Raw genomic sequence first — 15512 nt, forward strand, 5'->3', positions numbered from 1 at the left:
CCCCCCCCCCCCCCCCCCCCCCCCCCCCCCCCCCCCCCCCCCCCCCCCCCCCCGCTACAGGGGATCGTGTTTCAGCGGGCAGGTGGATTCTCACCCAATGGCACCACCGCCATGGTCAACCGCGACACACAACTGGCCTTGCCCTCATCGCTGGTCAAACGGATATCCCAGACATGCGTCGTGCGGCCAATGTGGATCGGCTTGGCCACCGCCGTGACCCGTCCGCTGCGCAAGCCACGCAAATGGTTTGCGTTGATTTCCAGCCCCACGCAGTAAAACTTGCTGGTGTCGATGCACAGGTAACTGGCCATAGAGCCGACCGTTTCGGCCAGCACCACCGAGGCGCCGCCGTGCAGCAAGCCATAAGGCTGGTGAGTGCGATGGTCGATGACCATGCTCGCGGTCAGAGACTCTTCGTCGAAGGCTTCGAAGCGAATATCCAGCACTTCGCCGATGGTGTTTTTCTGGATTGCGTTCAACTGCTCGACGTTGGGAGTGGTACGCCACAGACTCATCGTTGCTTTCCTTGATTGGTTTTGTTCGTGACTCAATCCTGCCACAGCACCGCTTCACTGCGCTCGCTCCATTCTTCGAAACGGGCACCGTAGGCGGCTTCGATCACGTTGCGTTTGATCTTCAGGGTCGGCGTCAGAAAGCCGTTTTCCACCGCCCAGCTGTCCTTGACCACCACCAATCGATGCAAGCGTTCGTGTTTGTCGAGGACGCCGTTGACCTCCTCCAACAGCTTTTCAAGGCTTGAATGCAGGCCCGCCCGCGCCGTTCCCCTGGCGTCCTGCTGACCGACCGCCGAGAGCACGCACAAACCCAGCGGCGCACTCAGGCCATCGCCCACCACGCACACCTGCTCGATGCGCGAATGCTCCGCCAGACGATTTTCGATCGGTGCCGGGGCGACGTATTTGCCTTTGCTGGTCTTGAATATTTCTTTCAGGCGCCCGGTCAGACGCAGGTTGCCTTCGGCGTCCTCCTCGCCCTTGTCGCCGGTGCGCAGGAAGCCGTCCTCGGTGATAGTTTCGGCGGTTTTCACAGACTCCTTAAAATACCCGAGCATGGTCGCGCCGCTGCGCACCATGACCTCGCCCGACTCGGCGATCCGCACCTCGACCTCCGGGCAGGGCTTGCCGATCCAGCCGGGTTTGTTCTGGCCCGGCAGGCCAACGTGCGAATAGCCGCAACTTTCGGTCATGCCGTAGACCTCCAGCACATCCAGCCCCAGTTTGCGGTACCAAAGCAGCAAGGTCTGCGGCACTGGCGCGGCGCCGGACAAGGCGATGCGCAAGGCATCCAGCCCAAGCCCGGCCAGGACTTTGTGGCCGACCCGCTTGCCGATGACCGGCAGACCGAGCAGGAAGTCGAGGCGCTTTGCCGGGATCTTGCTGTACACGCCCATCTGGAATTTGGTCCAGATCCTTGGCACACCGAACAGCGCGGTCGGTCGTGCACGGCGCAAGTCGGTCAGGAAGGTGTCGAGGCTCTCGGCAAAAAATACCGTTTGCCCGGTGTAGATCGACGCCAACTCAACGAACATCCGCTCGGCGACATGGCACAGCGGCAGGTAGGACAGCAGCCGATCCGACTCATTCAAGCCAAACAACTGCGTGCCGCGAGTGGTGGCAAACCCCAGAGTGGCGAAACTGTGCATCACGCCTTTGGGCATGCCGGTGGTGCCGGAGGTGTAAATGATGGTCGCCAACTGATCGGCGGACGGCTTGGGATCGTCCTGGATCGGTGAGCTCTTTTGCAGGTCGGCCCAGCTGAAATCGAACGTGCCGGATGGATGCAACGGCAGGCTGATTGTCGGCAGATCGGCGCTGACCCCGCGAGACATTCCAGGCCAGTCATCGAGTTTGCCGATGAACACCAGCACCGCTTCGGCGTGTTCAAGGACCTGGGCCACGGTCTCGGCGGTGAGGTTCGGGTAGAGCGGCACCGACACATGGCCAGCCATCCAGATTGCCAGGTCGGCGATGATCCAGTGCGCGCAGTTTTTCGAGATCAGGGCGATGTGGCTGCCTTGGGGCAGTTCGCGTGCGCGCAGCCAATGCGCAGCGCAGCGGGCCTGATGGCCGACGTCGGCCCAAGTCAGGGTCTCGACCTCTCCTTCGCCCGTGGGTTGGACCAAAAAGCGCTGGCGCGGATGACGGGCCTCGCGCTCGTAGAAGACGTCCAGCGGCAAACGAAAAGCAGCAGGCATGCGACTTGCTCCTTTGTATTTGGTCTGGAGCAAGCGTAGCCAACCAAGCAGTTGCTCGGTTAATTATTTGTCGGCAAAAACAAGATCTTTTGCTTTTAAGGGTGCTTGATGCCAACGAGCTTCATTGCTCCGGCCAACGGCAAGTCGCCTTCAAGCTCGGCAAGGCCGGCGGTTTTCACCGCTTCCGGGTCCTGCACATGTCCATGCTGAAGGTAACCCAGCAAGTTACCCACCAGCGGGTTATGACTGACCAGCAGCGCGTGATCCACAGACACTAACTGCTCCGCCACCGCTTGCGGGCGGTTGTCGGGGGTCAGCCAGTCGACGGTACGAATCTCCGGCGCGAAATTCAGCGCTGTACGCACAATTTCTGCGGTCTCCTGCGCTCGCTGGTAAGGACTGGCATAGATCGCGGTCAGCGGCTTGCCGGCCAATTCGGCTGCAGTGCGCAGCACTTCTTCACGACCATGGGCAGTCAGTGCCCGCTCCGAATCAGGACGCTTGCCGTGTGGCTCGGCTTCACCATGACGCAATACCCAGAGTTTCATAGTTTCGGTTCCTCATCTCGTACCGGATGCGGGGCCGGCGCCACAGCGTGCGGCGCTTCACCTTCCGGTGTACGCGGCGTCGGCCAGTCGGCGAACGGCCAGGGTTTCTGGTCGCTATGGAAACTGCCGAAACGACCGATCTGCGCCAGGAACTGGCTCAGGCTGTCGCCGAAGTTCATCAGGCTGGCGCTTGGGGCGCCATAGATCAAACGATAGATCAACTGCACCAGCACCACTGCGCCGAGGATGAATTGCGCCACTTGCCAGACCAGCACGTAGACGATCATCCACAAGACGCGCAGCAGGATGGATTCGTACTTGTCCTCTGTTTTCGGATCGTTCATGTCTCGCTCTCCCTGATGCCTAGTTGAAACCACTGGTGGAAATAAAATCGACGTCGGTTTTCGGTTCGGCACGCATCAACAGTTCAATCACCTGATCAAGCGTGCGCCCTTCGAACAGGATCGCGTGCAGCCCGGCGACCAGCGGCATGTACACGCCCACCTCCTGAGCCTTGGCCTTGAGCACCTTGAGGGTGTTCACGCCTTCGGCGACTTCGCCCAGGCGGGTGACCGCATCTTCCAGACTCAAGCCCTGGCCGAGGGCGAATCCGACCTGGTAGTTACGGCTTTTCGGCGACGAGCAGGTGACGATCAAATCGCCGACGCCCGCCAAACCGAGAAAGGTCATCGGGTTGGCGCCCTGATTCACCGCAAAGCGGGTCATTTCCGCCAGCGCCCGGGTGATCAGCATGCTCTTGGTGTTTTCGCCCATGCCCAGCGCCACCGCCATGCCGGCGATGATTGCGTAGACGTTTTTCAGCGCCCCGCCCAACTCCACACCGAAGCGGTCGGCGCTGGCGTACACACGAAAGGTCCGGCCATGCAACGCCTCCTGGACCCGCTGGCAGAGTTCTTCGTCTTCGCTGGCGACCACCGTGGCAGTCAGCGCGTGTTCGGCGATTTCACGGGCCAGGTTCGGCCCGGACAGCACGCCGATGCGCGCTTGCGGGGCGATTTCTTCGAGGATTTCGCTCATTAACTTGAAGGTGTGGGCTTCGATGCCTTTGGTCAGGCTCACCAGCAATTTGCCGCTCAAACGTTCGGCGTGCGGCATCAATACCGAGCGCAGCGCGCTGGACGGCAGTGCGACGAAGCACAAGTCGCAGGCTTGCAAAGTGGCCAGCAGGTCGGTGACCGCTTCCACGGCCGGCAGAATCTTGATGCCTTTGAGGTAACGCGGGTTCTCGCGATTGACCCGAATGGCCTCAGCCTGCTCGGGGTCACGCATCCACAGCCGGACCTGATGCCCGTTCTCGGCCAGCAGGTTAGCCACGGCGGTACCAAAACTTCCGCCTCCCAGGACCGCAATTGGGCGCTGTTCAGTCATATGCAATCCGTTAATCCATACCAGTGGCGATGTCGGCATTATACGGAGCGGCCCAGTGGCGGCCAGCCCCTGCATCAATTACCGACACTTGTAGGAAGAAGACCAAGAAAACCGAGGAAAATGCCCACAACGTGACTGGAAAAGTCATTGCGCTCGGTTAACATGCGCGCCAATTGTTCGCCATCAAGGATGTGTCGTGTCGCTTGACTCTCCATCACCTCGCTCGCCGCTGGTACTGGCGCTGATCTTCAGCTCGCCATTGCTTGCCGACGACTTGTTCCTCGACAGCGAGCCGCTGCCGCAAGTATTGACCGCGACGCGACTCAAGCAGTCGCCGGCCGCGGTACCGGGAGCATGACGGTGATCGACAGCGAACTGATCAACGCCAGTGGCGCCCGGGACATCAGTGAGTTGCTGCGACTGGTGCCGGGAATGATGGTCGGCAACATCAACGGCAACCAGGCCGCGGTGAACTATCACGGCACCAACGCAACCGAAGCGCGACGCATGCAAGTGTTGATCGACGGCCGTTCGGTGTACCGCGCAGGCCTGGCCACGGTGGACTGGAGTGACATTCCGGTGGCCCTGGAAGACATCGAACGCATCGAAGTTTTCCGCGGCCCGAACACCGTCAGCTATGGCGCCAATGCGCTGATGGCAGTGGTCAACATCATCACGCGCAACCCGGCCGACAGCCACGGCACGCGGCTTAAAGTCACCCGTGGGCAGCGCGGCATCGACGACTTTTACGCCAGCCAGGGCGTGGGCTGGGACGGTGGAGACCTGCGCCTGTCACTGTCCGGCCAGCAAGACGACGGCTTCGACTCGGACCGTAACGGCGCCGATTACCGTGACAGCCGCCGCTTGAACCGCTTCAACCTCGCCGTCAGCCAGACGCTCACTGACAACCAGAGTATCGACTGGCAATTGAATGCCAAGGACGGGAGCAACCAGCGGCCGTATACCTACCGCCCGGTCTTCTCGGGGATTACCGCTGCGGGGAACAATGCCGACGTCACCGCCAAGGACTACGCCGGCTCGCTGCGCTGGAACCTCGACATCAATCCCGATCACAGCCTTTACATCCAGGGCTCGGCACAACATTGGGATCGTCAGCAGACCTGGCGTGCCTGCGATGCCGAGGTTCCGTTCAGCCCGCAGTTGACCGAACTCTGGCAGCTCAACCCGAATTACACCGAACGCCTGGCGCGCAACATGGAGCGCTACACCGGCCCCGGCGCGCCCGCAGGTGACCCGGCCCAGCGGGCACTGGCCAATCAAGTGCTGGACCAATGGCGAAACGGCGCCCGGCAAACCCTCTGTGGCGATATTGACCAGAGCACCCGGGAATCGCGCTACGACCTTGAATTACAGGACACCCTCAGCCTGTCCGACAGTCTGCAGCTGGTCAGCGGCTGGTCAGCGGCATGAACTATCGTTACGACCGGGCAGACTCCGAGACCTACTTCAATGGCACCCTCGACGACACCACCTGGCGGGCGTTCGGCCAGCTCGAGTGGCGCGCCACCGAGCATTGGTTGCTGCAGGGCGGTGCGATGTTCGAAGACACGCAATTGATCGGCAGTTCGCTCACCCCCCGGGTGGCGATCAACTACCTGATCAACCCGCGCCATGGCCTGCGGGCGGTGTACTCGGAAGCCATCCGCTCGCCGGACATGTTCGAGAACAACGTCAACTGGAGCTATCAGGTAAAGAACCTGCGGCCCAGCGCCTATGGTCAGTCCAGTGCCCGTTATTTCGTCAAGACCAGTGGCCCCGGCGACCTCGAACAGGAACACACGCGCTCCCGGGAGCTGGGCTATAACGGCTACTTTGCCGAAGTGGGGCTGGCGGTCGATGTGAAGCTGTTCTACGACGAAATCACCGGGATGATCAGCGAACCGCTGCGCAACAATCAGTACATCGCCAGCAACTCAAACAGCGCGCGCCTCGAAGGGGCAGAAACCCAGCTCGACTGGAGAATCAGCAGCGCCGATCGCCTGCGTGTGACGTATGCCTACGTCGATGCCGAGGCAAGCAACCCGCAGGATGCACAACAGACCGCTCGAAACAGCGGTTCCGCCGGTTGGCTGCACAACTGGGGCCACGGCTGGAACAGCGCGCTCTTCTACTATGGTGACTATGCCCTGAACGGCTACCGCTTCGAACGGGTCGACACGCGCATCGCCAAACGCATCGGCCTGGGCAAGGCCAGCCTGGAACTGGCCGGTGTGCTCCAGCAACGCCTCGACAGCCAGCCCACTACCTTCGTCGACAACAACTACGACGAGCGCCGGGTGCTTTACTTCAGCGCAGAGCTGGCGTTCTAAGATGCTTTATAGCCCGTCACGCAAGACGCCAATCCTTGGCCGCCTGCTGGCCGGGGTGTGCCTGGTGTTTGCCGGGCTGCTGAGCGGCCTGGAGGCCAGCGCCGCGGACATTTTGCTGACTGGCGCCGAGGACAGCTCGGGCATGCAATCCTTCACCCAGGCCCTGAGCGCCTTGCGGCCTGCCGATAACGTGCACTTCCAGCCACTGGCCAGTCTGCCGGCGCCAGGCAAACTGCCCGCCGCTACCCGTTTGATTCTGCTCGACCTGCCGAGCCTCGACTGGCGTCTGCAAGACGCCCAGGGCCCGGCGACGCTGGTGCTGCGCATCAGCCGGCTGCAAGCCCGTCAGCATCTGGGGGCCACCCTGCCCCCGCGCCTCAGCCTGCTCTGGAGCGACCCGCCCCTGGACCGACAATTGCGCCTGACCCGACTGCTGCTGCCTCAGGCCAAACGGGTCGGCGTGCTCTTCGACAGCCACAGCGAATTCCTCTTGAAAGAATTGCATCAGGCCGCTCATTCCCTGGGCCTTGAGGTGGTCACTGAGCGCTGGGATAACACCAACGACAGCCGACCGCTGCAGACCTTGCTGAAGAACAGCGACGTGTTGCTGGGCCTTGATGATCCCGATCTATACAACCCGAAAACCGCGAAGAACCTGTTGCTCAGCAGCTATGCACGGCAATTGGCGCTGATCGGACCTAACGCCGGGTTCGTCAGGGCCGGGAGCCTGGCCAGCACCTACAGCGATCAGAGCGATTGGCTGGCGATACTCGACGAACTGCTCGACCGGCCACCGGCCACGTGGCCACGCACGCATTACCCGCAACGCTTCAAAGTCTTAAGCAACCCGCAAGTGGCTCGTTCATTAGGGATTGAACAGATGAATGAAGCGTCTGTCGCAACACAGTTGGCCGAAGGAGAAAACCGCCCATGACCTTCCGTCGCCGTTGGGACATCAACACCCGCACACAAATTATCAGCCTCGGCCCTGCCCTGTTGCTGACGTTGCTGTTGATCAGCTTCTTCACCTTCGTGCGGATCCAGGACCTGCGTCAGGAGCTCAATCACACCGGGCAACTGATCGCCAACCAACTGGCGCCGGCCACCGAATACGGGGTAATCTCGGGCAACAACGAGGTGCTCGACAGTTTGCTCAAGGCCACCCTCGCCACGCCCAATGTGCGCTTTCTGGAAGTCCAGGACAGCGCCAACCGGATTCTGGTGTACGTCGAGCAACCGTCGGAAACCCACAACCGCTCGCACCAGGTCGAAGTGTTCCAGGCCCCGGTGCGGCTGCAACGAATCCCGCTGCACAATGATTTCCTGCAGGGCAGCCGCGTCGCCAACACGGCGCCCACCGAGGATTATCTGGGTCGGGTGATCGTCGGCCTGTCCAATGACGCCTTCAGCCAGCGTCAGCAGGAAATCCTGCTCAAGGCCGGGATCCTGGCGCTGTTCGCCCTGTTGTTCACTTTTCTGCTCGCCCGGCGCCTGGCCGGCAGCCTGTCGCAACCGATCCGCGACATCGGCAACGCGGTCAAGGCGATTCAGGACGGCGACTACAAAACGCCGCTGCCGATCGTCGACGACACCGAACTGGGCGCGCTGTCGCAACACATCAACAACCTCGCCAACGGGCTCGAACAAGCCAGTCGCGAACAGCATCAAGCGATGGCGCAGTTGATTCAGACTCGCGAGGAAGCGGAAAAGGCCAACAACGCCAAATCCGATTTCCTTGCGATGATGAGCCACGAATTGCGCACTCCGATGAATGGCGTGCTGGGCATGCTGCAACTGCTGGAAACCACCGAGATGACCGAGGAGCAGGTCGAGTACGCGGCGCTTGCCTCGGAGTCCACCGAACACCTGCTCAAAGTCATCAACGACATTCTCGATTTCTCGCGCATCGAGCGTTCGGAACTGGAGCTGGAGCACATTCCATTCAACCTTGCGGACCTTATCGGCAGTTGCGCCCAGTCGTTCTCGCACAGCGCCGTGCAACGCGGGCTCGACCTGGCGCTGTCGATTCCGGACAACATGCGCGCGTTGCAGGTGCAGGGCGACCCGACGCGGATCCGGCAGATCCTGGTCAACCTGATCGGCAATGCGCTGAAATTCACCGAACAGGGCCGCGTCAGCATCGAGCCGCAATGGCAATCGCTGGATCACGAACTGCTGTGGTTCACCTGCACCGTGCGCGACAGCGGGATTGGTATTTCGGCTGAAAGCCTGGAATTGATGTTCAACGCCTTCCAGCAGGCCGACAGCTCTATTTCAAGGCGATACGGTGGCACCGGACTGGGCCTGCCGATTGCTCGCACGCTGGCTGAACGCATGGGCGGCACGTTGCGCGCCCAGAGCGAGGAAGGTCGCGGCTCGGTGTTCACCCTGGAAATCCCGCTGGCGCTCTATAAACAGACGCTGCCCGTGCGGGCGCCGCGCGCACCGACCGGCAGCGGTGATGGCGAGGGGCGTAACGTGTTGCTGGTGGAAGACAATCCGGTCAATCAGACGGTCATCGAAGCAATGTTGCGCAGTCTGGGCTTTACTGTCAGCGTCGCCACCGATGGGGCCCAGGCAGTGCGCAGTGCGGAGAGTCTGATTTTCGAGGCTATTCTGATGGACTGTCGGCTACCGATCATCGACGGCTACGAGGCTACCCGACAGATTCGCCAATTACCTGGCTGCACAGACTTGCCGATCATCGCGCTGACCGCCAACGCCTTGCAGGGTGACCGCGAAGCCTGCTTATCGGCGGGAATGAACGATTACCTGGCCAAGCCCTTCAAACGCACAGATTTGCAGCAAATTCTGCAGCGCTGGGTGCAGTAGTGCAGGCCTTTCGGCTATCTGCGACTGGCGTGAAAGGCGAAAGTGCGGCAGTCTTAGGCACCCGAACAGGCCCGAAAAGGGGCTTGAATAATAATTTCAGTGCACAAGTGTACATTCATGTCCTTGGTGCTGTGACTTTCACCACAACGCAATAGTCTATGAGTAGGCTGCTGACTCGAGGCATGAACGCTTCGATCGGCCGGGAAGATTTGCCCCACCTGCCGCATGGGATTATTGAGGAGCTCGCATGACCAAACAAAACGCCTTTACTCGGGAAGACCTGCTGCGCTGCAGTCGCGGTGAGCTGTTCGGCCAAGGTAACGCGCAACTGCCCGCCCCCAACATGCTGATGGTGGATCGCATCACCCATATCAGCGAAGAGGGTGGCAAGTACGGCAAAGGTGAATTGGTCGCCGAGCTGGATATCACTCCGGACCTGTGGTTCTTCGCCTGTCACTTCGAAGGTGATCCGGTGATGCCAGGCTGCCTGGGCCTCGACGCCATGTGGCAACTGGTCGGCTTCTTCCTCGGCTGGCAAGGTCTGCCGGGGCGCGGTCGCGCCCTGGGTTCGGGCGAAGTGAAATTCTTTGGTCAGGTTCTGCCAACCGCCAAGAAAGTAACCTATAACATTCAGATCAAGCGCGTACTGAAGGGCAAGCTGAACCTGGCCATCGCCGATGGTTCGGTCAGCGTCGACGGCCGCGAGATCTACACCGCCGAAGGCCTTCGGGTCGGCGTTTTCACCTCCACTGACAACTTCTAAGGGTTATCCGCATGCGCCGCGTCGTTATCACTGGTCTGGGCATCGTTTCGTGCCTGGGCAATGACAAAGAGACCGTCTCCGCTAACCTGCGTGCAAGCCGCCCTGGCATCCGGTTCAACCCGGAATATGCCGAAATGGGTCTGCGTAGCCAGGTTTCCGGCTCCATTGACCTTCCCCTCGAAGAGCTGATCGATCGCAAGATCTATCGCTTCGTCGGCCACGCCGCGGCTTACGCCTACCTGGCCATGAAAGACGCCATCGCCGACTCCGGTCTGACCGATGAGCAAGTCTCCAACCCGCGTACCGGTCTGATCGCCGGCTCCGGTGGCGCCTCCACGCTGAACCAGATGGAAGCGCTGGACATCCTGCGCGAGAAAGGCGTCAAGCGCGTCGGCCCATACCGTGTAACGCGGACCATGAGCAGCACCGTTTCCGCTTGCCTGGCCACGCCGTTCAAGATCAAGGGCCTGAACTACTCCATCGCTTCTGCCTGCGCGACCAGTGCTCACTGCATCGGTAATGCCATGGAACAGATCCAGATGGGCAAACAGGACGTCGTGTTCGCCGGCGGCGGTGAAGAAGAGCATTGGAGCCAATCGTTCCTGTTCGACGCCATGGGCGCACTGTCCAGCCAGTACAACGAAACCCCGGAAAAAGCTTCCCGTGCCTACGACGCCAAGCGTGACGGTTTCGTCATCGCCGGCGGTGGCGGCATGGTCGTGGTCGAAGAGCTGGAACACGCTCTGGCCCGCGGCGCGAAGATCTACGCGGAAATCGTTGGCTACGGCGCGACCTCCGACGGCTACGACATGGTCGCCCCAAGCGGCGAAGGCGCCATCCGCTGCATGCAGATGGCCATGTCCACCGTTGACGGTCCGATCGACTACCTGAACACCCACGGCACCTCGACTCCGGTCGGCGACGTCATGGAAATGAAAGGTGTGCGTGAAGTGTTCGGCGACAAGGCTCCGGCCATCAGCTCCACCAAGAGCCTGTCGGGTCACTCCCTGGGCGCCGCCGGCGTTCACGAAGCGATCTACTGCATGCTGATGATGGAAGGCAACTTCATGGCGGGTTCCGCCAACATCGACGAACTGGACCCGGAAGTGGCTGACATGCCAATCCTGACCAAGACTCGTGAAGACGCCACCATCAACACCGTAATGAGCAACAGCTTCGGCTTCGGTGGCACCAATGCCACGCTGGTACTGAAGCGCTGGGCCGGTAAGTAATACCCGCCCTCTACGCTGCACACAAAAACGCCCCGACTGGTTCGGGGCGTTTTTTTTCGCCTTAAAAAACGTGGATCAATCCGCGATTTCCCTCCTGGCGAACATGAAGCTTTTGTCATGAAACTCAACGCCCTGCGACCGAATGTCGCGCATTTAGCGGGCTGTAGGACTTTTACCAAACTCGCAAAAGTCCGTTACCAAAGTCAGTCGTTTACTTAGCAGGCTAACCAAACATATAACGGAGTCCTGCACACGCCTTGCTGCAGATAACAGAGATTGGAGCTAGCAGATGACTGTAAAAGTAACTGAACGCGACGATTCACATAAATCCCACGAAGGCATCGCCGCCGGTATCCGCATCTGGGACGTACATCAACAAGACATGCTGGTGGGGATGTTTCATTCCGAGAATGACGCCCACAGCTACAAGGCCGAACTGGAAAAACTGGAGCAGCAACGAGAGCTCCAATCCGCATAAGCAATGACAGCATTGAAAACGACAAACCCCGCGATGAGCGGGGTTTGTCGTTATTGCAGCCTTTAACGGCTTACCACATCAGATCATCAGGAATCTGATAGGCCGCGTACGGATCGTCTTCGGCAATGACTTCTTCGGTCTTCACATTCAGCTGCACGATACGCTGTGGATCGCGCTCCTGGATCTTCAGGGCCGCCTCACGCGGGATCACTTCATAACCGCCGGCGTGGTGCACGATGGCCAGCGAACCGCTGCTGAGCTTGTTGCGCATCAGGGTGTTGACGGAGATGCGCTTGACCTTCTTGTCGTCGACGAAGTTGTAGTAGTCCTCGGTCGTCAGCTTCGGCAGACGCGAGACTTCGATCAATTGTTTGACCTGAGCAGCGCGAGCCTTGGCCTCGGCCTTCTCCTGTTGCTGACGGTTCAGCTCCTGATCGCGCTTGACCTTCTCGGCCATGGCTTCCTGAGCCGCTCGCTGCTGCGAGTCATCGAGTTCGATCTGACCTTTGTGGGCCAGACGCTGCTGCTTCTGCTTCTCTTTGCCGACCTGTTTGGCCTGCTTCTGGTTGACCAGCCCTGCTTTGAGCAACTGGTCGCGAAGGGAAATGCTCATGGTGCTTATTACTCACTTAGGCAACTGCTCAACCGCAGCTGGGCAAATTCTTTTCCTGACGTTTGGCTTCGCCCCACAAGGCGTCCAACTCTTCGAGGGTGCAATCTTCTATGGGACGGTGGGTGTCGCGCAATGCCTGTTCGATAAAACGGAAGCGTCTTTCGAACTTGCTGTTGGCGCCACGCAGTGCAGTTTCCGGATCGACCTTGAGATGACGCGCCAGATTGACCACGGAAAACAACAAATCACCGACTTCATCGGCAATCGCTGCCGAGTCATTGTCGGCCATGGCTTCGAGCACTTCATCGAGCTCTTCGCGCACTTTGTCGAGCACCGGCAAGGCGTCAGGCCAGTCGAACCCGACCTGCCCTGCACGCTTCTGCAACTTCGCCGAACGGGACAATGCCGGCAGTGCTGCGGGTACGTCGTCGAGCAAGGACAGTTGTTCGGGCGCCGAAGATTTCTCCGCCCGTTCTTCAGCCTTGATCTCTTCCCAACGCTTCTTGACCTGATCTTCATTCAGACGCGGAACATCCAGCGGCGCGTACAGATCACCGGTAGGAAACACGTGCGGATGACGGCGAATCAACTTGCGGGTAATGCTGTCGACCACACCCTCGAATTCGAAGCGCCCTTCTTCCCGGGCCAACTGGCTGTAATAAACCACCTGGAACAGCAAATCCCCCAACTCACCCTGCAAGTGATCGAAGTCACCGCGCTCGATGGCGTCGGCGACTTCATAGGCTTCTTCCAGCGTGTGAGGGACGATGGTTTCGTAGGTTTGCTTGATGTCCCACGGGCAGCCGAACTGCGGGTCGCGCAGACGGCTCATCAGGTGCAGCAAGTCTTCAAGGCTGTACATCGGTTTCACGGCGTCCGGTTACGGCGGGTTTCGATGATGTTCGGCAACTGGGAAATCCGCCCCAGCAACCGCCCCAGTGCATCCAGCCCCGGAATCTCGATGGTCAGGGACATCAAGGCAGTGTTGTCCTCTTTGTTCGAGCGGGTGTTGACCGCCAGCACATTGATCCGCTCGTTGAGCAGCACTTGCGAAACGTCACGCAGCAGACCGGACCGGTCGTAGGCGCGGATGATGATGTCCACCGGATAGGTGAGCACCGGCACCGGCCCCCAGCTGACCTGGATGATCCGCTCGGGCTCGCGCCCGCCCAGTTGCAGCACCGAGGCGCAGTCCTGACGGTGAATGCTCACGCCTCGGCCCACAGTGATGTAGCCGACGATCGCATCCCCCGGCAGCGGCTGGCAGCAGCCGGCCATCTGGGTCATCAGGTTGCCGACGCCCTGGATCTGGATGTCGCCGCGCTTGCCCGGTTTGTAACCGGTGGCCTTGCGCGGAATCAGTTCCAGCTGTTCGTTGCCACGCTCCGGCTCGACCAGTTGCTGCGCCAGGTTCACCAGTTGCGCCAGACGCAAATCGCCTGCGCCCAACGCGGCGAACATGTCCTCGGCGGTTTTCATGTTGGCTTTTTCGGCCAGTTTGTCGAAATCCACCGCTGGCAGTCCGAGGCGCGTGAGTTCGCGCTCCAGCAAGGTTTTACCGGCGGCGACGTTCTGATCGCGAGCCTGCAATTTGAACCAGTGAACGATCTTCGCCCGCGCTCGCGAGGTAGTGACGTAACCCAGGTTCGAGTTCAGCCAGTCGCGGCTCGGGGTGCCGTGCTTGCTGGTGATGATCTCGACCTGTTCACCGGTTTGCAGGCTGTAGTTGAGCGGCACGATGCGCCCGTTGATCTTCGCGCCACGGCAGTTGTGACCGATTTCGGTGTGCACGCGGTAGGCGAAGTCCAGCGGCGTCGAGCCCTTCGGCAAGTCGATGGCGTGACCGTCCGGGGTGAAGATGTAGACCCGGTCCGGTTCGATATCGACCCGCAGTTGTTCGGCCAGACCACCAATGTCACCCAGCTCTTCATGCCACTCGAGGACCTGACGCAGCCAGGAGATTTTCTCTTCGTAGTGATTGGAGCCGGATTTGACGTCGGTGCCCTTGTACTTCCAGTGCGCGCAAACGCCCAGCTCGGCTTCTTCGTGCATGGCGTGGGTGCGGATTTGTACTTCCAGCACCTTGCCCTCGGGGCCGATCACCGCGGTGTGCAGCGAGCGGTAGCCGTTCTCTTTCGGGTTGGCGATGTAGTCGTCGAATTCTTTCGGAATGTGCCGCCACAGGGTGTGGACGATACCGAGCGCGGTGTAGCAGTCGCGCATTTCCGGCACCAGCACACGAACGGCGCGCACGTCGTAGATCTGGCTGAATTCCAGACCCTTGCGCTGCATTTTGCGCCAGATCGAATAGATGTGTTTGGCCCTGCCGCTGATATCGGCATCGACGCCAGTGGCGGTCAGTTCATTCTTCAACTGGCTCATCACGTCGGCGATGAAACGCTCGCGGTCCAGTCGCCGCTCATGCAGCAACTTGGCAATCTGCTTGTACTGGTCGGGCTCAAGGTAACGGAAGGACAAGTCCTCCAGTTCCCACTTGATGTGACCGATACCGAGACGGTGGGCCAAAGGCGCATAGATGTCGAAGACTTCACGGGCAACGCGGTTGCGTTTTTCGTCATCGGCGGTTTTCACCGCACGGATCGCACAGGTGCGTTCGGCCAGTTTGATCAGCGCGACGCGAACGTCGTCGACCATGGCGACCAGCATCTTGCGCAGGTTTTCGACCTGGCCCTGCGTGCCCAGCACCAGGGATTGACGGGGGCTGAGGCTGGCGCTGATCGCCGCCATGCGCAACACGCCGTCGATGAGCTTGGCGACCACCTGACCGAAGCGCTGGCTGATCGCCGGCAATTCAATCTGGCCTTCGCGCACGCCGCGATACAGGATCGCGGCAACCAACGAATCCTGATCGAGTTTGAGGTCGGCGAGAATCTCGGCGATCTCAAGGCCCGTGCGGAAACTCGAGGTCCCTTCGGACCACAGGTTTTTCGCCGCATTGGCTTGTTGTTCAGACGCACGAGCAAACTCGCACGCTTCCTTCAAGGCTTCGCGACCCAGTGCCGGATCGACACTGACCGCGTGATCGAGCCAAGCCTCGAGATTGATACTGCCGTCGGTGTTGATCGGCTGGTGTGCTCTCACCTGTACCATC

General features: G+C 60.4%; 13 protein-coding genes and 1 pseudogene. 6 read left to right on the plus strand and 8 right to left on the minus strand.

The features are described from left to right. Nucleotides 1-71 precede the first annotated feature (71 nt). The 5 genes from MO767_RS24410 to MO767_RS24430 all read right to left on the minus strand — a co-directional run bounded on the left by MO767_RS24410 (nt 72) and on the right by MO767_RS24430 (nt 4152). Nucleotides 72-515, minus strand: coding sequence for a hotdog fold thioesterase (locus tag MO767_RS24410; protein WP_282482628.1), 444 nt, complete (start codon nt 513-515; stop codon nt 72-74). Nucleotides 516-547: 32 nt separating this feature from the next. Next, complete coding sequence (locus MO767_RS24415) at nt 548-2215, minus strand: AMP-binding protein (protein ID WP_282482629.1); 1668 nt, start codon at nt 2213-2215, stop codon at nt 548-550. Between the two features lie 95 nt (nt 2216-2310). Further along, nucleotides 2311-2763 carry a phosphohistidine phosphatase SixA gene (gene sixA, locus MO767_RS24420; RefSeq protein WP_282482630.1) on the minus strand — a complete coding sequence of 151 codons (453 nt, stop codon included), beginning with the start codon at nt 2761-2763 and terminating at the stop codon, nt 2311-2313. Further along, nucleotides 2760-3107, minus strand: coding sequence for a DUF4389 domain-containing protein (locus tag MO767_RS24425; protein ID WP_076028270.1), 348 nt, complete (start codon nt 3105-3107; stop codon nt 2760-2762). The genes sixA and MO767_RS24425 overlap by 4 nt, the downstream gene beginning before the upstream one ends. 19 nt (nt 3108-3126) lie before the next feature. Next, nucleotides 3127-4152 (minus strand): NAD(P)H-dependent glycerol-3-phosphate dehydrogenase, encoded by a 1026-nt coding sequence (locus MO767_RS24430; protein WP_282482631.1) that lies wholly within the window; start codon nt 4150-4152, stop codon nt 3127-3129. Between the two features lie 196 nt (nt 4153-4348). On the opposite strand from MO767_RS24430, the pseudogene MO767_RS24435 reads away from it, so the two are divergent. The 6 genes and pseudogenes from MO767_RS24435 to MO767_RS24460 all read left to right on the plus strand — a co-directional run bounded on the left by MO767_RS24435 (nt 4349) and on the right by MO767_RS24460 (nt 11787). Further along, nucleotides 4349-6482 (plus strand): annotated as a pseudogene (locus MO767_RS24435) (TonB-dependent receptor). A gap of 1 nt (nt 6483) precedes the next feature. Then, entirely contained in the window at nt 6484-7416 is a 933-nt protein-coding gene (locus MO767_RS24440; RefSeq protein WP_282482632.1) for an ABC transporter substrate-binding protein, read from the plus strand. Then, nucleotides 7413-9314: an ATP-binding protein gene (locus MO767_RS24445; protein ID WP_282482633.1), complete on the plus strand. Its 1902-nt coding sequence runs from the start codon at nt 7413-7415 to the stop codon at nt 9312-9314. The genes MO767_RS24440 and MO767_RS24445 overlap by 4 nt, the downstream gene beginning before the upstream one ends. A 247-nt stretch (nt 9315-9561) precedes the next feature. Next, complete coding sequence (gene fabA, locus MO767_RS24450) at nt 9562-10077, plus strand: 3-hydroxyacyl-[acyl-carrier-protein] dehydratase FabA (protein ID WP_046046480.1); 516 nt, start codon at nt 9562-9564, stop codon at nt 10075-10077. A gap of 11 nt (nt 10078-10088) precedes the next feature. Beyond that, nucleotides 10089-11309, plus strand: a complete 1221-nt coding sequence (gene fabB, locus MO767_RS24455) for a beta-ketoacyl-ACP synthase I (protein ID WP_282482634.1) — start codon at nt 10089-10091, stop codon at nt 11307-11309. 289 nt (nt 11310-11598) lie between these two features. Next, nucleotides 11599-11787, plus strand: coding sequence for a hypothetical protein (locus tag MO767_RS24460; protein WP_282482635.1), 189 nt, complete (start codon nt 11599-11601; stop codon nt 11785-11787). Between the two features lie 70 nt (nt 11788-11857). On the opposite strand, the gene MO767_RS24465 is transcribed toward MO767_RS24460, so the two are convergent. The 3 genes from MO767_RS24465 to relA are packed head-to-tail and all read right to left on the minus strand — an operon-like array spanning nt 11858 to nt 15511. After that, nucleotides 11858-12400, minus strand: a complete 543-nt coding sequence (locus MO767_RS24465) for a DUF2058 domain-containing protein (protein ID WP_282482636.1) — start codon at nt 12398-12400, stop codon at nt 11858-11860. 28 nt (nt 12401-12428) lie between these two features. Then, nucleotides 12429-13262 (minus strand): nucleoside triphosphate pyrophosphohydrolase, encoded by an 834-nt coding sequence (gene mazG, locus MO767_RS24470; RefSeq protein ID WP_282482637.1) that lies wholly within the window; start codon nt 13260-13262, stop codon nt 12429-12431. A gap of 5 nt (nt 13263-13267) precedes the next feature. Beyond that, nucleotides 13268-15511, minus strand: a complete 2244-nt coding sequence (gene relA, locus MO767_RS24475; protein WP_282482638.1) for a GTP diphosphokinase — start codon at nt 15509-15511, stop codon at nt 13268-13270. Nucleotide 15512: the final 1 nt, after the last annotated feature.

The sequence above is a fragment of the Pseudomonas sp. UYIF39 genome, assembly GCF_029963765.1.
Classification (GTDB): Bacteria; Pseudomonadota; Gammaproteobacteria; order Pseudomonadales; family Pseudomonadaceae; genus Aquipseudomonas.